Source organism: Aerococcus sp. L_32 (genome assembly GCF_050689315.1).
In genome coordinates, this window is the sequence record NZ_JBOEQF010000004.1 from 1 (window position 1) to 19992 (window position 19992).

A 19992-nucleotide genomic window follows, 5' to 3' on the forward strand; every position below is an offset into this window, starting at 1 on the left:
CTATTTTCAACGAAGAATGGCTTCCTGTCAATCATTGCGACTATAGTCTGTCCTAAAACATACGATATGACATCACAGATACATCCATCTTATCTTTCTGCCTAAATAGCAGCGCTAGCCTAAGCTGTTCTAGACTCATAATAGGATTTTTTTCGGGCAAAATAAAAACGCCTGAACCTTAAGTTCAAGCGCTCTTTGAATATCAAATTATTCAGCAGCTACTGGATAAACTGACACTGATGAAAGCTTTAACTAGACATCGCTATAAGTAGAAAATGTATAAAATCAACTTTTTAAGTTTATCACAGGTCACCACAGATATAAAAGAGAAAAATATTTGCCCCTTTTTTGCCCCTTGTTTTATAGGGGCTTTTTCTATATTAATGTAGATATTTCCTGTTCAAACTCACTAACAACATCCCTGCTGCCTTTGGTCATCTCAAATACATATCCATATCCGTCAATTACCACGATTGCATAGGTAATGTATTTATCATCTATTAATCTAAATAGACTGTACACGGGACTACCGGCATAAGTGGTTAACTTAGCATAGTCGAAGTTTGAGGTGTATCCTTTTGATTTTAACCATGTAGGTATGCTGAATGTATTACTCACTTTATTTTTTGATATTAATTTCATATTATCACCGAATACATTATAACAGGAAATACAAAAAAAGCCCCAACCACCTAAACAAGCATTGAGGGCTTTTAACGTGCTGAGTTGGGAGCGAAGCACATAAATAATATGAGTTATTTTAATGGAAAATTTGCCACTACCGGTTAGGGTGAGGGGGAGATAAATAATTTACAAAAGTTTTCAGATTAATACTATTTTCTTTTAGCGTATAACTCATGTTCTAGATCTAGGAACATCATGTAAAATGTATCATCAATCATTTTTCCAATTATTCTTGTGGGGTAAGGATTGTTATTTGGACATAATCTGAATACCCAAAACTTTTCTCCAGATAACTCATTTCGAACGGAATCCTGAAATTTCGTATGCAAGCTCATTTGTTTTATTTTGTCTTTATTACTCAACTCTTTTAACTTTAAACTTTCTAATCCCCATTTTTTATTGGTATTAGCCGTGAGACTTACCATATCTTTATTGGACAGTTCGAACAATCGTCTAAAAATATAATCTTTATGATCACTTGTTAAGTTATCATTTTTAAAGTTGAACTCATTTGAGTTAGTCATAAAGCTAAAATTAAAAGTTATATATACAGGCTGTCGAGCTTCTCTAAGAGCAAGGTTTGTTATAGTTGCTTTTTGCTTCTCATATTCATTTTTAAAATTGATTTTTGCCATTGAATTACTATTTCTCTACAATATGATTCTCGAAATATGTTTTTATTGTTGACTCAGAGATAACATCGTTTTCATTCCGACTCTCATACGCTTCAATCCATGGAGTTTCTTCATGAGTCATATTACGTAGCTTAGCAGCACTGTATCCACCGAATGTTTCATATACTACCTCTAATACCATTCTATTATCAAGGTCATCAGAAATTTCTTCATAATTTTCAAGTTCTTCATCAGAAATTTCTTCTCCAATTTCTCTTTGTCCTTTAAATCTTTCGTAAACTTCTCTTACAACCGGACCATGTCTCCATGCAAGTAAGTCTTCAGAAAAGAGCTTTTCTGAAAATAAAGCTAAATTTACTCCTTGTGCGTAATATAGAAGCTTATGCAATTTCATCTGAGTAAGATATTCGTCATTAGCATCGTCTGTTTGCATCTCTGACGAATGCTTAACTAGAAACCAATCGGAAACTTGGTTTGCAGTATACATATCTATTCCTCCTTTTATTTAGATACACCCCGAAGAGTTGTCTAGTTTGTTCGTTAACTAAAATATACTACACTAAATATAAAAATGAAATAGATATGCTATAAAAATTAGCATAATTTGATAAAGTTTAACATTATATAACACAATTTATAACGAATTAACAAAATAAAAAAAGAGGTAGCAGACAACTAAGCCCACTACCTCTACTAATTTAAAACTATTTAATTGTTGCCCCAGTACCTGACCCAGCATAAATCGCCACTCGTCCTTTGATCTCTGTGTCAATTAAGTATATATCTTTTGCTGGGTTACCTACGATATTATAACTTAACCCACCATACGCTTTTGGTGTTAATAGATGGATCTCATTCCCAACTGTATAAGGACCTTTGACACGATATACTCGCCAAGTATCAGCGCTTGCAGGTAAGTATAGTTTCTTAGTCCTGTTAGCAACACTACCGCCTTTGCCAGTGATAGTAGCGCCTGTTCCCGGTCCGGCATAGATAGCTACTGTACCTTTGACGCTTGTCTTAATCAAGTAAACGTGTGGCGCCGGGTTGCCTAGAATATCGTAAGTTAAACCACCGAAAGCCGAAGGTGTCAGTGTGTGAACCTCGTTACCGGTGGTGTAAGGACCATTGGCATTATACACTCTCCAAGTTGAAGCAATTGCTGGTAAGTACAGTTGTTGACCAGTTGATTTCATGGTTGTTGGATTAGCCACGTATAGTTTTGAATCTGGGAAAATAAGGTTAGGATTTTCTAGTTTGTTCCATTTGACCAAGTTGTCAACAGTCATATCATATTTCTTAGCAATTGTACCTAAAGTTTCACCGGTTTGTACCTTGTGCATTTTAGCAGTAACAGAAACATAACCGTCATTTTGAGTTGTGTTTGTAGCTTGTTGTGCCACTTTATACCCAGCCAATTCAGCTTTGAATTGTTTCCACTTTTGCCAGTCATTCCATTGCCAGTTACCTGGACAGATTTTACCCGAAACATCGTAGTGGCGAATTACACGATCATCTGGAATATTATATTTTTTCTGTAATTGTTTAGTTAACCACTTAGCACGTTTGACAGTTTCAGGGTCGAATTCCCAATGCCAAACGTCTTTACCGGTTGAAGCGTCTTGGCACATTTCAATACCGATTGAGTTGTTGTTTGTTGCACCATAACCATGGTAACCATTGTAAGTACCTTTACCAGTTCGATATCCATCTCCAACATGCCACGCTGGCGTATCGTCCTCTACCACTTGTACAATATTGTTAGGATCTACAAAGTAATGTGCTGAAGCGCCACGATATACTGATTTAAAGTAGTTAGCATTCCCCCATGCTTGACCTGCTGCACCCACGAAATGTTCGATAATCCATTGTGGGTTGTTCAAACCTTTAGTACCTTTGTTTATCAAGGTTAGGGCTTGTTGAATTGTGTAAGACATTACTCACCATCTCCTTTACTTGATTGCTTAATCAATTCATTACCGAACACAGTTACACCAGCTACTAGTACAGCTTGGACAATGTTATCAGCGGTATAAAAACCTAACACTAGTGGCGTAAAGCCGATACTAATAATCAGCACAGCTAATGGTATCCATTTATTTGATAGTAATTCAGTACCTTTCACAATCTCACCAATAATAAAAAGGACTGGAATCATGACCAGTCCTTCTTGCACGACATAATTTAAAATGTCCATTATCTATTCCCCTTTCAATGTCTTTAATTCAATACGTAAAATGCTTACCTTCTCTTTCAAGTCAGCTACCACCTTACGAAGTTCTTCGTTCGCGTCCTGTTCTTTATCCAGTTCTTCCTCTGCTTCTTTTAGTTTGGCCTCAAGTCGTTCTATTTCCTTGTAGGTCCTATCGAGTAAGTCAATTTTATTCTTGTCTTTTGCTGTTTGTCTGGTCATAACTGCAGCGATGATTGCGCCGACACCCCCACCACCAATGAGTACAGTTAGTAACTCATTAACCTCCATTAACCAAAGTCACCCTTCTTAGATACTCTATAGCATACTACCACTATAAATATCAGGAATAAGAATGATGGACTTGGATAGCCCGTAGTGAAGCTAAATACAGTATATACTGCGGCAATCGCTGTCCAAACGGCGCTAAGGAGTACGATACCGATACGCATAAGCTGCTTTTGTCTTTTATGAATACCCACTAGTTTTATTAATGCACTCCCGATTAGCCAAAGCGCAATAGGCCAATCAGGAATTAGGTCGAATAGCTTGCTAAATAAACTGTGCATGTAGTCCCCAAATATGAGCAGAAAACCTCCATAGAATAGACTAAGTATTGCAATGGAGAACCCAAAAAATGGAAACGAACCTCTCGACTTTTCTTGTAAAATCTCATCTTTAATTGTCATTTCTCACGCTCCTTTCTAAATTTATGCAACAAAAAAAGGTTAGAAAAAAACTAACCTCTTTATTAATTATATTTTTGAAATTACTGATTTAATTTTTTTAGCATTGTCTCTAGTTGCTCTAACCATTGAAGGGGACAACCCATCGAAGCTTGGGTTAAAATCTATCAATACATATTGTTTAATAAGAATAGGATTTATCATAACCTTATTTATATCGTCTGTATTTAATTTTAATTCATTTTGTAAACTTAATAGAGATTCTAATTCCTTTTCAATTTTACATGCAACCTCTAGCACTAGCTCCTTTTTTAACAAAGCAGTATCTTTTTCTGTAATCAAAAAATTGAGATAATTGTTTAGCCGCATTTTTAAACTGTCAATTTGATTTTCTTTGAACTTTTTATTTTGGAAACTCTCATATAATGAAAAAATTATACTAGTCAAAATTGTCAACAATGAACCTAAAATCAAACTTAACCACGTTGGCATATCTACGATTATGCCAGTTATAGCGTCAAGTAACCTTTGAAACTGTGCATCAGTCATAAAACCCACTCCCAAACTTTTATTATAATATAGCATATTGTTTGGGCGTCTGACAGGATACCTGATCTTTACTTTTATTCATTTCTCACGCTCCTTTCAAAAATAAAAAAGTAATCACGCTAGTGGTTGCTTATCTTTCTTTGAAATATTTCAATGAAGCCCAAATAAATTGTCCGATTTCTTCTTGCGCCATTTCCATTATTTCAGCGCCATGCGACTCCACTAAACTTCCTTCAAAATTTGGGAACGCTTCGATAATGCCCCCGTTGACCCCAGCTACTTTAGTAGACCAACTGCCTAAATCTGCTTGGCTGGCATAGTCAACTATGTACCCGTGAATACCACTATTTAAACCGCTAATGTTTCGAGCGTTCCACCGATTGCTTAAATCTGTAATAGATGTCATTGACGGATAGTTAATCAGACTATCTGGATGAATACTACAATACATCAACTTGTCTTGAGCTTGATTACCGCCAGTCGTGTGGAAATCTATATAGAAAATGGCATTAGGGTTAGCCAAAATCATATCTCGTACATATCTAGTTTCAGGCTCCGTCCAAGGCGCTGTTCCGCCATAATCGTTTCTAGTTGTGTCCGAAAACACAACGTGACCAAAATCTGTGTTTCGGTTAATATCTACCCCGTTTGCATTTTTCCGAGAACGGTTTTCAATTCCCCAAGGGTTTACGTATGGAATAACTTTGAAGTTGACAAAGTTTTTAAAATAGTAAAGTTGTTCATTTTCAAGCCAGTTTTCGCAAATATCTCTGAAGAAATAGTATAGCCCTACTAGCATTTCGTGATTGTCACCAGCTCCGCCATTCCCATGAGTACCGCCAGTGAGAAGGATCGTTGGTAACTCTTTGAACTTGCTACCTCTTGCGGTAACGATTTCGCTTGGTTTAAAATCATATTCATAAATTTTAAAAGTACCACTAGCGTCATAACCTAGATCTGTTTTAGTTACATATTGAGGATAATCAGTAGTTAGTGTAGACCAAAGATTATCTAATTGAGATACTGTTAAACTATCGTGATCAATTCCATCAACATTGGCAATGTTTAATTGAGTTTTAGTTACTGGGAAGTAATCTCCTATAATTTCCTTACTTGCGAACTCGAAATGCTTGTTTGTTTTTTCTAAAAGTTCCGGTTTCAAAGTCACATAATAATCTTCGTAATCAAGTAAAGTCGCACCTTTGTTTACTTGCAAAGTACTAACTTTGCTGAAATTCATGACAAATACTAAATATACAGTGTCGCTTGTAGTTGTGATTTTTAAAATTTCATCTGCGCTGCTGTTTAAAATATTTTTTATCATTTTTCCGTTTCTGTCATAAAAATATACCCGTACAGCCGAGCCTTTGTAAATATAATCAGCATTTTTGTCAACATATATTTTTTCACTAATTCTATTAGTTCCAGAAATATACTCTCCTGTTGAAGCTGATATGTTCCCTATTGTCACGTTGTTCTTATTAAACAAGTTTGAACTCTTTTTAAAAAAATTAGTTTTTTCTGGAATCATAGAACCATCTGAAATTTCAGCGGTGCCAATTTCGTAAAGAGGTATCTTAGATTTCGTAACTGTATTTTCTGCGATTTTATCAGAAGTCACAGCGCCATTTTTTATAGAAACTCCATCTACCATCGAATCAATAATGTATCCATAGGGCGATTCGTAAGGTAATAAAGTTTCGCCTTTGTTAACTTGCACTTTGTCGAGGTATGTTTCCAAAAATACAAACCTAATATATCTATCCCCACCTACTGCGGGCACATTACCTGTACCCGGAAGGATATACCCGTAACTCGAGTTGTAAGAGTACCAACTACTCACATACGCAGTTTGAAGACTTTCAAACGCCTTTAATGGTAAATAACCCGTCGTAACGTATCCTGTTTTTGAAATCTCACCACTACTGTCTAATGCTGTATCATATTTTAGATTTGAGAATGGAATTATATTCGTTGATTTTTTTATAAAACTAGTTTTTTCAGGCGTGACAGATTTGTCAACAAATTGAGTAGTGGTCAAACTATTATCAGCAGGTATAGCATTAATAGCGGTAGTACCCGCAATTTGAGCAATCAGTTCGTCTGTTAAATACGTTTGGTCAATCTTACCTAAGTTTTTATTGATTTGACTTACTGATATATTTTGCATATCTGCTAACATATTATCTAATCGCTCATCTAAACTGCCAAATCCATTTCTAGCCTTTACAACTTCTGCATAAGCGTCATTGTTTTCTTTACTGAAAATATCTAGCATTAATTCGATTGCTAATGCGATTGATTCTCGAACATCAATACCGTATACCTTATGTCTTATTGCTTCGGCAATCAGGTTAATATTCTGTTTTTCACTTTCTGACAAATGGGTATAATCTCTATTTTCGTACGCCAAATATAACACTCCTTTATTTTTGTATTAAAAAAGACCACAAAATATATTTGTGGTCTTAATGCCTTGTTTATTTGATATACTCCTTTATAAGAAAGGAGGTTTTATTTTTGAAAAATATCAATATTGAGCGGGAATCATCTGACTATATCGAAGCTCTAGAAGAACAATTAGAATTCTTAATAAATAATTGTAAAATGTTTGATTCTGGAAATTTTAAATATGCGAAACAAATTGCAACTAATATCCGAGTTTTAGTACATGACACAAAAACTTCTCAAAGCCTGTTACAATTATTAAATAGAAAGGAATCTATGAAATTTTTAACTACCGTTTCATCTCCAAAGAACGTAGTTTTTCAGATCGGGTTAGTGATTCCAGTAGAAGTATTTGTCCAGGCGGATTCAAATCAATATATAAGCGAACCCTGGTTTATTCCGACCTTCACTAAATCTAATAATAGAAAATGGGTTTCTTTTGATACGTGGTATAGCCAGAATGTACTTACAAGCGCCCCCACTTCCTTTAGTAGAAAAAAATTAATTACATACGTTGCTAATAAAGATGGAGGGGCACATATAGACAAAAGCTTACCAGAAGACTTTTACCAACTATCTAAAGGGATTTCCAGCATGTTATACAGAGAAAATGGTCCCTTAAATACTCATACCTATGAAAAGGGTGAACCCTTTAAATATTTACATCTTTCGTCAATTCGACAAATAGCTCATGAGTTAATCCTAAGCTTAAGAAAAGAGTTTGGGTTAAGTCTGAACTACAATCCAACTATTAAGTCTTTCACTAATCAAGATATAATAGCAACTTCCGACATTATTATGGTTAAGGGTGTAGACAAAATAGAATACAACTTTTAGTTATTCTATCCATTCAGCTAACACCACATGAGGTGTAGTTAGATCTACTTCTTCTACTATTAACGGATATTGTTCTTTCTCGTATTTCCACCAAATCACTCTATTTTGATACTCTAAGGGAATTCTAACATCAAAAGGATTCCCTTTTTTGGCTATTTCTAGTGCAGTATTTTTATTTCTGGCTACCACGATAATTGCGTTTGTCATATCTCTATCATAATAGTTAGGCAATACTTTATAAACATTCATAAAAATCCCTCCTAAACTGGTCTCGGCAACGTTGTCGTATTATCTCCAGTAATTCCAAGGTACGCTTGTGGATTCACTGTATTCCCACCACTGTGGAAGTTCCCATCTGGACTAATTTCAAAGTGCAAGTGCGGTGCGTAATCTCCGCCCGTACCACCGATTACACCGATAACGTCTCCAGCTTTTACGGTCTGACCCACTGACACGCTGATTGATTTCAAGTGCATGTAGTTTGACCAGAACTTGTCACCAGTATGTTCCACGTATACCGCATTACCAATTCCGCCAGTCATAAATTCAGCCTTACGGACAACTCCATCAGTCGTTGCGTGGGCTGTGTAGTTTCTATCGCCATTAGTACCAATATCATGACCGCTATGCAGCACGCCATCGCGCATGCCATAGGTCATGTCATATTCGATTGAGCCAACTGCTTTACCTTCACGAACGAAAAAGTTAACGCCCTCTAAAGTGTAGTCGACTGGGAAAACTCTATTGGTTGCATAACCGTTTTCATCAACAACACTTCCACCGCCATTTTCAAGGCTTTCTAAAATCTGTTTTAGTTGTTTCTCGATGTCTGGTACTTTACCAGCATTTTCAGAAACGGCATTGTACAGTTCCGAAAGTTGCTTTTGACCAGAAGAGACTAAATTCAACTGTCTAGACTGCCTATCAACTGTTGCTTTCAGCGTGTACACTTGTGTTAAGCGCTTAGCTTGCAGCGTTTGATATTGCGTTAAAGTCTTGAATGTAGATCCGACTGTCAATTGGTGTTTCTGTAAGTTTTCAGAATCAATTATCATTTCAACAATCTGCAAATAATCAACTGTGTTAAATTCAATGTTGGCCATAATTGGATAAGTATTCCCTAGGACCAAAGCTTCAACATCAGTTCTGATTAAGTCAATATTCAACGCTGTAATTGAGTAGCTTATTTTGGCTGATTGCTGTGCATCTCTGTACGATTTGGCACGATTTAAAAGTGTTGTCGGCTCACGGACGTCATCATAAATAATAGTCCCGTATTGAATACCAAATTCATTTTCTAGCGCTTCATCCACAATATAATCAAGACCATTATTCACACTAGCCATGGTGATTCTAGGGGTACTAACAGCTTGTGTTTCTTCTGCACCTTCTTCTGGTTCTTCATCAATCGTTGTGCCCAACACTCGAATTCTAGTGATTACTTCAGTTGGGTCAATTTCACTTTCAAAAGATTGCAGCCGATTCTTCAGATGAATAGGTTCTTCTCTAACTTCCCCAATTCCCTCAAGGTAGTCAATATAGGTACCGTCTGGCTCATCACGCAACTGCAAATATCCGCCTAGAGAGTCCATTAGGTCCTCTTTAATCTCATCATAGGTGCTACCATATCCGATATACCTATAAACGTTATCAGTGCTGTTTTTGACCGTTACACGTCCAACTTTAAAACGCTTATAAGGTTCTACTTGCTCATTATGATTTTCAATCAATTTTTTGAAAAAATCCGCAATAGTTGTATCTTGCACTTTCTCCCACGATTGCTCTGAATCATGTAAATAGGCTAGTCTACCCTCACAAGCAAAAGTTTTTGTAAAAATGCCAGTTTCATTCATTTTTCTTGTGGGTTTTAATACTCTACCCTTGAAAATATAGTTACCTGTACGTTCATTATAAATTTCAATCAGTGTACGTTTTGGGTGCATCTTAAGCCATCCGGGATTGTTGACATTCATCTTTATTAAAACATCATCAATACCTTCTTTTTTCAAATGCAGCTTAAAAGGAGCTTTTCGAATTTTAGCACCGTCCATATGGATAAGTTCCCCAACTGGGTCGTCTGGTCCATCATAAATTGTCACACGATACATTAAATCAGCTCCTTATACCAAGTAAAATCAATCTTTAAAGTAACATTAGGGATATATAGTTGCAGGCTATTTTCGCCCGATTTTAAAACGAATTGTTCTGTCTCGTACGTTCCGGGCATTAAGTTATAAATCTCATTGCCACGCACAATTGTGACCTTGTGGTTGGTTGTGATTTTAGGTGGTACGTCAGCAATTCCTGAATTTACTAAGATAATATCCAAAAACTCAGTTTGAGCTTGCAATATATCCTGTTCTAGTAGCCAGCCATCATGGTTAGCTAGCTTATAAGCATACCTAGATGGCCTTAAATCAGAGAATTTTACCGCAATCTTATCCACAATTCTATAAGTAATCCCATGAAATCTAGGACTAATACTAGCGCCACCGCCAGTTGAGGTATTAGGATCATAATATTGAGTTGCCCACGCGCCATAGGTAGCCAAGTCGCCAACATTTAATTGCTTGAAATTACTCCAATTCGATTTAAATTCAAAACTGGTAGACTGACTAACATCCAAGTCAAAATTAAATAAATCCCAAATATCATGACCCTCTGGTAAAATACTTGTTTTGAAAGGATATCCTTTGAAAGTAATTTCGATAATTAATCTGTTGGATAAGTGATCATCTGTTACACGCACCCCCATACATTTCGCTTGGTAGTAATAACCAACTGAATAGCTATCATACAGCGGCATTTCGCCATATCTCATCAATTCATTTTCAATTACCGTCTGATTATGTTTACGATAATCGTAATCACGTTCTAACACGTAAAATGTATATGATAATTCACGGTTTTCGTGATACTCTTGGCCGTCTAGTCCAGAAAAATCGTAATCACCCTGCATATACGCTAGTGATTTCCGTTTCTCTTTTCTGGCAGGCGTTGGGGCGGAACGTTCTAACAAGTGCATTTTGCGCTTTTGGCTGTCAAATTCACCAAAATTAATCTTTTCAATGATTTGTTCCATTATCCACCCCACCTTTCTACTAAACTTGCATGACTTCCGCCTACTCTATCGTATTGTGGATATGTAGCCCCTACAAATTCGCCTGTATCAAGGATAATCTGTGAGCCACTTTCCGCAATTCTAGTTAGCAAGCTTTCAATTCTACTTGTATCTGTCCCACTGAATACGTATTTACTACCAGTGTTATCAGCGTTCATCCGTCCAGCTTCACGAGCATAGCGCATGCTGACATCGTGCGGAATTACTTGGGCACCATTCGGTAAGTTTACAAGCTCACCACGGCCACCTTCGTTCATCATTGCAAAACCACCAGACCAGTTATCGGTACCATGTTGTAAGTAAGGAATTGTACCGATTGATACACCCGGAATCTTGTTGATTAAACCAACTGCAGCATTCACGCCACCAATTACATCGTTGACAAACCCTTTAACTTGGTTTACAAGTTGCTGGACCGCACTACCGATACCACTGAATACGCCACTAACAAAGTTTTGTAACCCTGTCCACGCATTTTGAATAGCGCTAAACACGTTTGTGATTGTGCTTGATACATTCTGCATGGTGCCAGTAACAGTGCTGAAAATTGAGTTAAAAACGCTACCTACAATACCAGTCAAACTACTGATAATTTGCCCAATGGCATTAATTGCTGAACCTATAAAGGTCATAATGTTTTGCCAAATACCACTTACAACCGTGAAAACTGTGTTAAATATCCCAGTGACAACAGTAATAATTGGCGTAATAACTGCAATTATGGAACTAATTACACCAGCTACAAACACGATGATTGGTGTGATCACTGACATAATGGCTGAAATTACAGTTCCTATAAAAGCGACAATTGGTGAAATGGTAGCAATTACCGCCGACACCACTTGGACCACAATCGTGATAATAGACATGATGATTGGTAACATCGCATTAATTGCTGCAACAATCATCTGGATTATCGCTATAACTGCTGGAGCCACCGATGTAACCACGTTCATTACCGCTTGTATAATGCTTTGGATTACTGGTAGTAAAGCACTCACTAAAGTTGCAACCAATGGCATTACTTGCGCTACCACGTTCATAAATGCCATAACTAACTGCATAATGATTGGTACCAATTGATTAAATAGCGAAATTACAACTGGTAAAACTGCCGTGATAATCGCCATAAAGGTTTGACCAATCAACATGACTGTTGGTACTAAGCTGGCCATTGCTTGTGTCAGCATTGGAATAACTGCCGCTGCTAGTTGACCTAAGGCAGTACCTATTGTTGCCACTACTGGAATTACCATGCTTGCGATTTGTTGGAAAGCACTTACGATTTGTGGTCCAAAGTTTTGGAACAATAAAATTATCCCTTTTATTAATGGACTAACACCGATTAAAACGGTGCTTAGATTGATACCAAAACCGCTAGTTGCACCACCTACCGAATTAAATCCATTGATAATACTGCTAAATAGTGTAGTGAATATAGGCGCTACCGCTTGGATAATGCCCCATACCGTTTCAAAAACAGTAGCAATCTGTGAACCTAAATTCTGTAATGTTGGGATGATTTGTGGTGCAATATTTTGGAAAATAGTTGAAATACTAGACCCAAAACTTTCAAGCACTGGTTGAACTTGTGACCATAGATTTGACACTATCGGAATAAGGGTATTGATCACTTCTGTAACTTTGCTTCTAATCGCTTCAAATACACTAAATACATTTGTCCTAAAGGCTTCATTGGTAGCCATTTGACGTCCAAATACAGCCCCTAAAGCTACTATGGCACTTATCACAAGGCCAACTGGACTAATTAGGAAACCAATAGCTGTTACCAGCCCACCGATACCCATGGTCATTACACCTATGATAGTTAACAATGGACCTAATGCAGCAATACCTAATGTCCCAAAGGCGATGAGTGTTTGTGTTCCTTCACTCAATCCGTTAAATTGTTCAACGATTCCAGTTGCCCAACTTGCTAAATCTTGTAAGAAAGGCGTTAACTTGCTCATCATCGAAATAGTTGCTGATTCTATTGCACCAGTTAGATTTTCTAAAGCACCGTTCAAGTTATCTTTCATTTGAGCGGCCGCATCAGCACTAGCCCCTTCTGAATTTTCTAATTCAGCAGTTAAACCAGCTAATTCTTCTTGACCAGCCGCTAACAAGATATTCATACCAGAAGCCGCTTCAGTGCCAAAAATAGTAGACAGTGCTGCCATTTTCTGTGCTTCAGTCATACCGTCCATTGATGAGTTTAGCTCACCAACAATTGTGGTTAAGTCTTTGAAATTACCATTCGAATCAACAGCAGAAAAACCTAAGTTTTCCATTGCCGTTTCTGCTTCATTCGTCGGTTTCGTTAAACGAGAAAAAGCCTGCCTTAATGTTGTACCCGCTTGTCCGCCTTCAAGACCTGCATTGGTCATGATACCGATTGAAGCTGACAATTCTTCAATATCAATACCTAACGAGTTGGCAATAGGCGCCGCATATTTAAACGCATTACCCATATCACCAACGCCTGCAGCAGTTGCATTCGCCGCCATTGCTAAAATATCCGCAACACGGCCTGATTCGCTAGCTGCAAGACCAAAACCATTCAATGCACTAGCCACAGTATCAGCAGTTAACGCTAGATCTTCACCAGAAGCTTCAGCGGCTGAAATTACACCGGGCATTGCTGCGATTGTTTGCGTAGCATCGAAACCTTTAGCGGCCATTTCAGTCATTGCATTTGCAACTTCTGTGGAACTTAATGACGTTGATGCACCTAATTCCAATGCTGATTCGGTCATTTTATCAAGCTCACTAGAACTTGCACCGGCAATAGCACCAGCCTTGGTCATAGAGGCTTCAAAATCTTCTGTGGTCTTGATTGCTTTTAAGAAAGGAGCAGTGAACCCTGCTGTCATTCCGGCGCCTGTAATGGTCATATTTTTACCGAAACCAGTAATCTCACGCCCGGCATTTTGCACGCCTTTTGATAAATTGGTCAGTTGCTGATTTGCTTGTTGAAATACTTTAGAAAAACCATTAGCATCCGCAGTCAACTTGGCGCTTAAAACATAATCTGCCATTTAATTGCTCCTTTCTTTATTATTTGTTAATTGCATACCGTTCGCTTGGAAAATCTTGTCAACCCACGACTTACCTTGAGTCGCATCCATTTCAAGAACGGTTTCAATTGCCTTGTGGTTATATTCAAGGTCTGCCTTGTTGGTTTTAGGAAATAAGTCAATAAACTTCTTGTTTTTCCCACGGTTGATATTAGCTTCAGCATTTAACGTCGCGTTTCTATGCCAAGTCGTATCGTGGATGAATTTCTGTTCACTCCGTTTTTTGATAAAAAGCTTTTCAGCTTCAGTCAATGACCGGTAATCTGATAAGGACATCCCTAAATCAACAACAAAAAAAGCTAGCTCCATTTCGCTTTGAAAGTCGCTAGCTAGTTCTATTAGTTTTATTTCCCTTGGTGTAAGGTCTTTATCACTCGTAAATTCTGATTCAATCAGATCTAGCGGAATAAAAAACCCATATCTTCCACAAATTTGTTAATAGTGGCAGTGACTAATGATTGATAACCGTTGTTATCTAATACTTTGTCATAAATATCAATCGCTTTTTGTCCATTTACAGGTTTGTCTTCCCCTTCTTCAACTAAACCAACGGTAAACATCGCTTGCAACGTTAATTGCGAAACCATTCCATTTGTTTGGTTAAATTCAGCCATTAAGGACTTACCTGTTTGTTTTTCAATAATCATTTGTTTGCGTTTATTAAATTTTAAATTGTAAACTACGTCATCAATTGTAAACATGTATTACCTCCTAGACTTGTGCTGGTGATGGTGTATCTTCTAAGTCGACTAAAGCCCCTGTACCTGTAAGGGTTACAGTGTACGTCACAGCATCGTCATAAGGCGCTTCAATAGGATAGCTAGTCACTAATGCTAAACCGCCAAATAAGTCAGTTTTAGCCTTTTGGTTAGTTACTTTGATTAATACTGGGTCATCACCGTCAAAAGCTTCTTTCATCAATTTGTGTGAATCGTGGTCACGAACATAAACCCCATCATTGTCGATTGACCATTCTTTGAAACCTACAATGTTTTGTTTCCAACCTTGTGAGTCCTTAGAAGTTACTTCGATTGTATCTTTATCACGGTTGATAGTTAGACCTTGTTGGCCTGCGACCGCAATTAGTTTAGATCCAGTTGAATCCCACACAGATAAGAGAATATCTTTACCTGCAATCGCTTTGTTTAATTGTCCTTTTAATTGTGTTTCTAATTCTTGTGACATATTTTATACACTCCTTTAAATTTTCATCTTATATCCGCTAAACACAACAAAATCAAAGCCAACAACAGCATGTTTACTGCCCTCAGCTTGATCCATAATCTGATTGACGCCAGTCGGAATTTGCAACGTCACTTCGTAATCATCCGGCAACTCAATATCAACAGTTAACGCTTCTTCAAGTTTTTGAATGGCATTATAAATCGGCACCGATGAACCACCTTCAGCGAATACATGCATGACGACTTGATAGCGGTCTTTCATCATTGTTTTGCTTTTTTCAGGTAAACTACCCACCATTTCAGCAACATAGAATGGCCTTTGTGCATTAATTGGTACGCTGTCGTAGCATGGTAGACCTGTATTCACTCGCACTTGCTTAATAATTGAAGCAATAATGCTTGTAAAGCTCATTTTCTGATACACGCTATCACTCCTTTAGCTTGGTTTTTAAGTCTTGCCTATAAATTTCACGTTGTGCATCGACACTTTTCTTCAGGTAGTATTGGCCGGGAACAAAATTCCCACTTCTAGTCACATGACCGTACTCAACATGCGGTGCATAAGGGGCTGAATACCCCATTTCATCATCACGATACTTAGCCGACATACGCAATTCATTTGTGTCTACAGGCGTACCACCTTCAGCGGGGACATTCCCACCGCTATAAGCATTCTTTTGCGAACGTGAATAAATATCACGGATATTCTTTCTGCCAACTTCTGCAAAATCAGCTTCACTTTTTTCAAGCAGCTTTTTGCTTAACGCTTCAACACCTCGCCATTCAATGTTCACGGTTCATCACTTCCATAGCGGTCAACCACTACAATGCGCCAACGGTCTGTATCATCGCCTATGATTTCCTTAATGTTATGAAATTTGCCTTCAAATTCGATTCTAGAGGTTTTAAGCAAGTTTGCTTGTAATTCCCTTGTCAGTATCTTTCGGCTCGTTGTTGTCACGTTTCTGACGTCTAAAGCGACTTCCTTTTCGGTCCATGTCGTAAACCGTCCTGTGGTTTCTTTAAATTCGACTAAATCGTAAATCGGGTTAAATAATTCATCTTCGCCAATCAGTTGATTTGAATATAAAAAGAGTGGTTTAAACCTCATAAGAAATTCACCACTCCTCCACGATATTCAATATCATCTTTTGCTTTCTTTTCTCGGTACCTTTGTAAATCTGTTTCGTATTCACGCAAAACATCGTCTACAAATGACACACTAAATGTATCAGCATTTTCAGATTTGATACCCTCATAATACATACGATTATGCAAGGCACAAACCACTTCAACAGCCACCGTTTCAAGCTCAACTGGCAATTCAGTTTCGCCCACACGAATGTTAATCCGGTCAGATGCTGTTTTGACAAATTCATTTAATACCGGACTCTCTTCAAGTTCTGGCTTTCGAATAATCACGCGATCTTTTACAAACGTAAGTGCCATTTAATCACCTACTTTTCTGCTTCTAAAGCTACAATAATTTCCTTCTTCGTTTTTTTATCAGTTACTTCGATACCTTTTTCTGTCGCCAACTTTAATAAGTCAGCTTTGGTTAATGCATCAAGGTTTTTTGCTTCAGTTTCTTCAGCTTCTAAAGCTTCAATATATCCGTTGTCACGCAAGAAAATGATGCGGTCAGCGGTTGGCTCATAACCTTCACGAGGATAGGTCTTACCTACCCCCGGTTCATAAAGTCGTCCACCGTCCTGTTTGTCCACAAATGCTTTAATTACCTTGTTCATAGATTATCCCCCTAAACTGCTGGTGCGATTGTTCCGACTACAATACCATCCAAACGTTCAGCAAATAACTCAATACCGTATGCAGTTACTGTTTCCGCTTGTAAGCGTTGTTTGTTAATGTCATGAGTTACACCGATTAAACCAGTTGAGTCAGTTGTGAAATCAAATGCTTGGTTAATTTGACCACCAGACATCAATGCGTATGCTGCAACTAAGTTTCCGTCAGCAGTTGAGTAAACAGTACCTTCTGGAATTTGTGCGGACATGAATACAACACGGTTGTTTAAGAAGTCCTCAATGTATGTCATACCAAATGCTGATTGAGTAGAGATGTTTGCATTCCCTAAGTAATCACCGGCATCGTATGGGTTAATGAAAGACACCACTTGGACATCATCTTCATCAAATTTAGCTGTAACTGTTGCCCAGTTTTTAGCCATAACTTGTTGTAAACCTGTACCAGTAGCGGTTGCTGTACCAGTAGATAATTGAGTTAACAATTTAGTACGTACACCTTTTTGGATTTCATTGATTAATTTGTTGTCAGTTAATGTAACTGCACGATCAAAACCATATTTTTGGATATCTTCCATAGTTACGGCTTTACGTTTTTTATCCCATTCCAACTCGTGAGATGGTCCATCTTCTAAAGTAACTTGAGATAATGGAATAATATCACCCGGTGCTACTTGTGTACCATCTAATGTCACAGATGAAGTGTAAGTTTTGATTAATGTTCCTGCTGCCAATGGTAATGTACGCTGTACACCTAATAATTCTTGTAACGTACGGAAACGTTGCCCGAATTGCTCCACGAAATCAATTGATAATGCTGTTCCTAATTCTGTTGTTAAGTTTGGTTCTACTGCCATAATTTATCTCTCCTTATTATTTAAAAAGTTGTGAGTTTTGTTGAATTAATTTCACCCGTTTAGTTGCATCTTTTTCATCCATAATCTGTTGCTTTGTAAGTGTTTTGCCAGTGTTAGGATATTTAGGCGAATTGCCCGCTAGCGCTTGTTTAACGCCTTCCTTAACCTTGGCATTGAATAGATTGACAAAGCTTTCTACGGCTTGTTTAGTGCCTTCTGCATCGTCTTTGACGACTACTTGGAGCAATTCATCATCAGCCGTAATATCATGTTCTGCTAGCATTTTTGAGGCTTCTTTTGACAAGTTATAAAAAGCATCTTTCCGGCGCAATTCAGCTAATTCTTTTTCTAACTGCTCACGGTCATATTCTGCTTTTTGGTCCTCGTTCATTTTTGCTAACTTGGTGGCTTCCTCGACTGCGGCTTCTTTATCCTTTTTGGCTTTTGCCAGCTTTTTCTGAACAATCTTATCCACATCTTCGTCTGAATATTTAAGCTCCGGAGTTTCCTTGTCATCAGGCGTTTCTGTATCTTTGATTGTTTCATCTACTGGTTCACCGCCGTTTTCGATTGGCTCATTGTCGTCAGCAAAGTATTGTAAGTTGAATTTCATTGTATTTAACTCCTTCCATATCTTTTAACGTGAATAAATGCTTGCACGTATCCATAGCTTTTAATGCCTTCAATGCTTGGGCAAAATAAAAACCACTAGCGTTTACTAATGGTTAAGTTTCTCTTTTAATTCCGCCATATCTTCCTTAATTTCAAATTCTAGATCATTAATCTGATTAACTTTCTTGATGATTTTCTGTTCATCATTTAGCAATCTTAATTGTTGATTTAGCTTTTTAACTTTCAATTGTTTTTTACGGATATTCGAGTCAATACAGGCGGTGATATATTCAGTTTGACATTGCGGACATTTAAAGTAATTCTTTTCAATGTCGCCGATTCTGTCCATTCGCATGACCACGTCGTACTCTTTATGGCAATTGTCGCATGTTACTTGCATATTAATTCTCCTTCAGCACTTTGCTAGTCAAGATACATAAGGATCACGCTCCTAATAATTTTCAACTGGAATAGTTGTAGACCTGCACCATGGATGAAAAGGTGGCGCTGTCGCACCCACAACACGCTCTTTAAAGCTAAAACGTTCACCGTCTAAGTTTCTACACGTTGGACTTGTCCTTGCATCCATAACAGCAGTTATTTCGTATTCTAAGATACCTGCTTCTTGAAAGGCTTTAGTATTTGCTTCATTCAAGATATAAGCCGATTCCGTTCGGACTAACCTAGTTGAATCGCTTAAACCAACGTCTGTTCTGTGTCGCAATGTTTTAATCATGCTATTGTAGCTATCACCTCGGATTAAACCATCACGAATTTCATTGTTCAGTGTATTGATAAGTTTTGTTTTGTTATCCCAAATCCTATCTGAATAGTTGTTTCCATCTAGCCATTTGCTATCTAATGTCGCCTGCATCACAAGTGGGTCTACACGAAAAAAGGCTTGAGCGTTGTCTAATCCTTTCATACTGGATAGATAACCATTCTCATAAGCCTTAGTGAGTGTTTTATTAAATTCTGACTGTTCAATTACGCCCAATCCAAGCAATTGTTGTTGAGTTGAAAGCTGTAAACCTTCTAATCTATTCAAGTTGTAAATAGACTGCCTTACAGGCATTAAATGGCGTAAATCTGGGTGCTTATTCATAAACACATCATAGTTTTGGTATAACAATGTTCGCTCTTTTTCAGACAATTGCTGAACCATTTGACGATATTCAATGACATCATCTTTTGAAAATCTAGCGTAATATTGTGCGATTTCCTCTTCTAGGTTCCTAGTCACACGATCATACTCTTTGGCCATTTTAGCCACAAACTTATCATCGTTCTTGTCTTGTTTAGCAAAAAGGTCAATTTGTCGCCGTTCCCAATATTCCTTGCTGTTCAT

The 19992-nt window shown here is 37.6% G+C and carries 26 protein-coding genes; 1 reads left to right on the forward strand and 25 read right to left on the reverse strand.

What is annotated here, in order from left to right:
- Positions 1-375 precede the first annotated feature (375 nt).
- From ACRCJ0_RS00610 to ACRCJ0_RS00650, 9 genes are all read right to left on the reverse strand, one after another.
- Positions 376-642: a hypothetical protein gene (locus ACRCJ0_RS00610; protein ID WP_431389144.1), complete on the reverse strand. Its 267-nt coding sequence runs from the start codon at positions 640-642 to the stop codon at positions 376-378.
- A 191-nt stretch (positions 643-833) separates the two neighbouring features.
- Positions 834-1319 (reverse strand): hypothetical protein, encoded by a 486-nt coding sequence (locus ACRCJ0_RS00615; RefSeq protein ID WP_431389145.1) that lies wholly within the window; start codon positions 1317-1319, stop codon positions 834-836.
- Positions 1320-1326: 7 nt separating this feature from the next.
- Positions 1327-1806 carry a Panacea domain-containing protein gene (locus tag ACRCJ0_RS00620; RefSeq protein ID WP_431389146.1) on the reverse strand — a complete coding sequence of 160 codons (480 nt, stop codon included), beginning with the start codon at positions 1804-1806 and terminating at the stop codon, positions 1327-1329.
- 217 nt (positions 1807-2023) lie between these two features.
- Positions 2024-3256: an N-acetylmuramoyl-L-alanine amidase gene (locus tag ACRCJ0_RS00625; RefSeq protein ID WP_431389147.1), complete on the reverse strand. Its 1233-nt coding sequence runs from the start codon at positions 3254-3256 to the stop codon at positions 2024-2026.
- A complete protein-coding gene (locus ACRCJ0_RS00630; RefSeq protein ID WP_431389148.1) occupies positions 3256-3516 on the reverse strand; it encodes a phage holin family protein in 261 nt (86 codons plus the stop codon). Before ACRCJ0_RS00630 ends, ACRCJ0_RS00625 begins: the two co-directional genes overlap by 1 nt.
- 3 nt (positions 3517-3519) lie before the next feature.
- On the reverse strand, positions 3520-3801 hold the full coding sequence (locus ACRCJ0_RS00635; protein WP_431389149.1) for a hypothetical protein: 282 nt from the start codon (positions 3799-3801) through the stop codon (positions 3520-3522).
- Complete coding sequence (locus ACRCJ0_RS00640) at positions 3801-4199, reverse strand: hypothetical protein (RefSeq protein WP_431389150.1); 399 nt, start codon at positions 4197-4199, stop codon at positions 3801-3803. The genes ACRCJ0_RS00635 and ACRCJ0_RS00640 overlap by 1 nt, the downstream gene beginning before the upstream one ends.
- A 66-nt stretch (positions 4200-4265) precedes the next feature.
- Positions 4266-4745, reverse strand: a complete 480-nt coding sequence (locus ACRCJ0_RS00645) for a hypothetical protein (RefSeq protein ID WP_431389151.1) — start codon at positions 4743-4745, stop codon at positions 4266-4268.
- A 130-nt stretch (positions 4746-4875) separates the two neighbouring features.
- Positions 4876-7158, reverse strand: coding sequence for a M14 family metallopeptidase (locus tag ACRCJ0_RS00650; protein ID WP_431389152.1), 2283 nt, complete (start codon positions 7156-7158; stop codon positions 4876-4878).
- A 107-nt stretch (positions 7159-7265) separates the two neighbouring features.
- Here ACRCJ0_RS00650 and ACRCJ0_RS00655 point away from each other — a divergent pair, with 107 nt between their 5' ends.
- Entirely contained in the window at positions 7266-8030 is a 765-nt protein-coding gene (locus ACRCJ0_RS00655) for a hypothetical protein (protein ID WP_431389153.1), read from the forward strand.
- Here ACRCJ0_RS00655 and ACRCJ0_RS00660 read toward each other — a convergent pair whose 3' ends face one another.
- The 16 genes from ACRCJ0_RS00660 to ACRCJ0_RS00735 form a co-directional block, all read right to left on the reverse strand.
- On the reverse strand, positions 8031-8279 hold the full coding sequence (locus ACRCJ0_RS00660) for a hypothetical protein (protein ID WP_431389154.1): 249 nt from the start codon (positions 8277-8279) through the stop codon (positions 8031-8033).
- 11 nt (positions 8280-8290) lie between these two features.
- Positions 8291-10138: a peptidoglycan DD-metalloendopeptidase family protein gene (locus tag ACRCJ0_RS00665; RefSeq protein ID WP_431389155.1), complete on the reverse strand. Its 1848-nt coding sequence runs from the start codon at positions 10136-10138 to the stop codon at positions 8291-8293.
- Positions 10138-11112 (reverse strand): hypothetical protein, encoded by a 975-nt coding sequence (locus tag ACRCJ0_RS00670; protein ID WP_431389156.1) that lies wholly within the window; start codon positions 11110-11112, stop codon positions 10138-10140. The genes ACRCJ0_RS00665 and ACRCJ0_RS00670 overlap by 1 nt, the downstream gene beginning before the upstream one ends.
- Positions 11112-14189, reverse strand: a complete 3078-nt coding sequence (locus ACRCJ0_RS00675) for a phage tail tape measure protein (RefSeq protein ID WP_431389157.1) — start codon at positions 14187-14189, stop codon at positions 11112-11114. The genes ACRCJ0_RS00670 and ACRCJ0_RS00675 overlap by 1 nt, the downstream gene beginning before the upstream one ends.
- Positions 14190-14537, reverse strand: coding sequence for a phenylalanine racemase (locus tag ACRCJ0_RS00680; protein WP_325756521.1), 348 nt, complete (start codon positions 14535-14537; stop codon positions 14190-14192). It abuts the gene before it with no gap.
- A gap of 89 nt (positions 14538-14626) precedes the next feature.
- Complete coding sequence (locus ACRCJ0_RS00685) at positions 14627-14929, reverse strand: segregation and condensation protein B (RefSeq protein ID WP_182023406.1); 303 nt, start codon at positions 14927-14929, stop codon at positions 14627-14629.
- A 10-nt stretch (positions 14930-14939) separates the two neighbouring features.
- Positions 14940-15413, reverse strand: a complete 474-nt coding sequence (locus tag ACRCJ0_RS00690; RefSeq protein ID WP_431389158.1) for a phage major tail protein, TP901-1 family — start codon at positions 15411-15413, stop codon at positions 14940-14942.
- 15 nt (positions 15414-15428) lie between these two features.
- Positions 15429-15836, reverse strand: a complete 408-nt coding sequence (locus ACRCJ0_RS00695) for a DUF5072 family protein (RefSeq protein WP_431389159.1) — start codon at positions 15834-15836, stop codon at positions 15429-15431.
- Between the two features lie 4 nt (positions 15837-15840).
- Positions 15841-16206, reverse strand: a complete 366-nt coding sequence (locus tag ACRCJ0_RS00700; RefSeq protein WP_431389160.1) for a hypothetical protein — start codon at positions 16204-16206, stop codon at positions 15841-15843.
- Complete coding sequence (locus tag ACRCJ0_RS00705; RefSeq protein ID WP_431389161.1) at positions 16203-16523, reverse strand: hypothetical protein; 321 nt, start codon at positions 16521-16523, stop codon at positions 16203-16205. Before ACRCJ0_RS00705 ends, ACRCJ0_RS00700 begins: the two co-directional genes overlap by 4 nt.
- Complete coding sequence (locus ACRCJ0_RS00710) at positions 16520-16861, reverse strand: phage head-tail connector protein (protein WP_431389162.1); 342 nt, start codon at positions 16859-16861, stop codon at positions 16520-16522. The genes ACRCJ0_RS00705 and ACRCJ0_RS00710 overlap by 4 nt, the downstream gene beginning before the upstream one ends.
- A gap of 8 nt (positions 16862-16869) precedes the next feature.
- Positions 16870-17160, reverse strand: a complete 291-nt coding sequence (locus tag ACRCJ0_RS00715) for a hypothetical protein (protein WP_431389163.1) — start codon at positions 17158-17160, stop codon at positions 16870-16872.
- A gap of 11 nt (positions 17161-17171) precedes the next feature.
- Positions 17172-18032, reverse strand: coding sequence for a hypothetical protein (locus ACRCJ0_RS00720; RefSeq protein WP_431389164.1), 861 nt, complete (start codon positions 18030-18032; stop codon positions 17172-17174).
- Between the two features lie 16 nt (positions 18033-18048).
- Entirely contained in the window at positions 18049-18645 is a 597-nt protein-coding gene (locus tag ACRCJ0_RS00725; RefSeq protein WP_431389165.1) for a DUF4355 domain-containing protein, read from the reverse strand.
- Between the two features lie 105 nt (positions 18646-18750).
- Positions 18751-19044, reverse strand: a complete 294-nt coding sequence (locus ACRCJ0_RS00730; RefSeq protein ID WP_431389166.1) for a hypothetical protein — start codon at positions 19042-19044, stop codon at positions 18751-18753.
- Between the two features lie 51 nt (positions 19045-19095).
- The gene (locus ACRCJ0_RS00735; RefSeq protein WP_431389167.1) at positions 19096-19992 is read right to left on the reverse strand and encodes a minor capsid protein; all 897 of its coding nucleotides are present in this window, start codon (positions 19990-19992) and stop codon (positions 19096-19098) included.

What these genes read in the sequence shown, in the direction of transcription:
- ACRCJ0_RS00660 (WP_431389154.1), bottom strand. Translation starts at nt 8,279, where the DNA reads ATGAATGTTTATAAAGTATTGCCTAACTATTATGATAGAGATATGACA.
- ACRCJ0_RS00685 (WP_182023406.1), bottom strand. Translation starts at nt 14,929, where the DNA reads ATGTTTACAATTGATGACGTAGTTTACAATTTAAAATTTAATAAACGC.
- ACRCJ0_RS00705 (WP_431389161.1), bottom strand. Translation starts at nt 16,523, where the DNA reads ATGAGGTTTAAACCACTCTTTTTATATTCAAATCAACTGATTGGCGAA.
- ACRCJ0_RS00735 (WP_431389167.1), bottom strand. Translation starts at nt 19,992, where the DNA reads ATGAACAGCAAGGAATATTGGGAACGGCGACAAATTGACCTTTTTGCT.
- ACRCJ0_RS00715 (WP_431389163.1), bottom strand. Translation starts at nt 17,160, where the DNA reads ATGAACAAGGTAATTAAAGCATTTGTGGACAAACAGGACGGTGGACGA.
- ACRCJ0_RS00710 (WP_431389162.1), bottom strand. Translation starts at nt 16,861, where the DNA reads ATGGCACTTACGTTTGTAAAAGATCGCGTGATTATTCGAAAGCCAGAA.
- ACRCJ0_RS00620 (WP_431389146.1), bottom strand. Translation starts at nt 1,806, where the DNA reads ATGTATACTGCAAACCAAGTTTCCGATTGGTTTCTAGTTAAGCATTCG.
- ACRCJ0_RS00665 (WP_431389155.1), bottom strand. Translation starts at nt 10,138, where the DNA reads ATGTATCGTGTGACAATTTATGATGGACCAGACGACCCAGTTGGGGAA.
- ACRCJ0_RS00615 (WP_431389145.1), bottom strand. Translation starts at nt 1,319, where the DNA reads ATGGCAAAAATCAATTTTAAAAATGAATATGAGAAGCAAAAAGCAACT.
- ACRCJ0_RS00675 (WP_431389157.1), bottom strand. Translation starts at nt 14,189, where the DNA reads ATGGCAGATTATGTTTTAAGCGCCAAGTTGACTGCGGATGCTAATGGT.
- ACRCJ0_RS00725 (WP_431389165.1), bottom strand. Translation starts at nt 18,645, where the DNA reads ATGAAATTCAACTTACAATACTTTGCTGACGACAATGAGCCAATCGAA.
- ACRCJ0_RS00640 (WP_431389150.1), bottom strand. Translation starts at nt 4,199, where the DNA reads ATGACAATTAAAGATGAGATTTTACAAGAAAAGTCGAGAGGTTCGTTT.
- ACRCJ0_RS00730 (WP_431389166.1), bottom strand. Translation starts at nt 19,044, where the DNA reads ATGCAAGTAACATGCGACAATTGCCATAAAGAGTACGACGTGGTCATG.
- ACRCJ0_RS00690 (WP_431389158.1), bottom strand. Translation starts at nt 15,413, where the DNA reads ATGTCACAAGAATTAGAAACACAATTAAAAGGACAATTAAACAAAGCG.
- ACRCJ0_RS00610 (WP_431389144.1), bottom strand. Translation starts at nt 642, where the DNA reads ATGAAATTAATATCAAAAAATAAAGTGAGTAATACATTCAGCATACCT.
- ACRCJ0_RS00625 (WP_431389147.1), bottom strand. Translation starts at nt 3,256, where the DNA reads ATGTCTTACACAATTCAACAAGCCCTAACCTTGATAAACAAAGGTACT.
- ACRCJ0_RS00630 (WP_431389148.1), bottom strand. Translation starts at nt 3,516, where the DNA reads ATGGACATTTTAAATTATGTCGTGCAAGAAGGACTGGTCATGATTCCA.
- ACRCJ0_RS00680 (WP_325756521.1), bottom strand. Translation starts at nt 14,537, where the DNA reads ATGGAGCTAGCTTTTTTTGTTGTTGATTTAGGGATGTCCTTATCAGAT.
- ACRCJ0_RS00720 (WP_431389164.1), bottom strand. Translation starts at nt 18,032, where the DNA reads ATGGCAGTAGAACCAAACTTAACAACAGAATTAGGAACAGCATTATCA.
- ACRCJ0_RS00635 (WP_431389149.1), bottom strand. Translation starts at nt 3,801, where the DNA reads ATGGAGGTTAATGAGTTACTAACTGTACTCATTGGTGGTGGGGGTGTC.
- ACRCJ0_RS00670 (WP_431389156.1), bottom strand. Translation starts at nt 11,112, where the DNA reads ATGGAACAAATCATTGAAAAGATTAATTTTGGTGAATTTGACAGCCAA.
- ACRCJ0_RS00645 (WP_431389151.1), bottom strand. Translation starts at nt 4,745, where the DNA reads ATGACTGATGCACAGTTTCAAAGGTTACTTGACGCTATAACTGGCATA.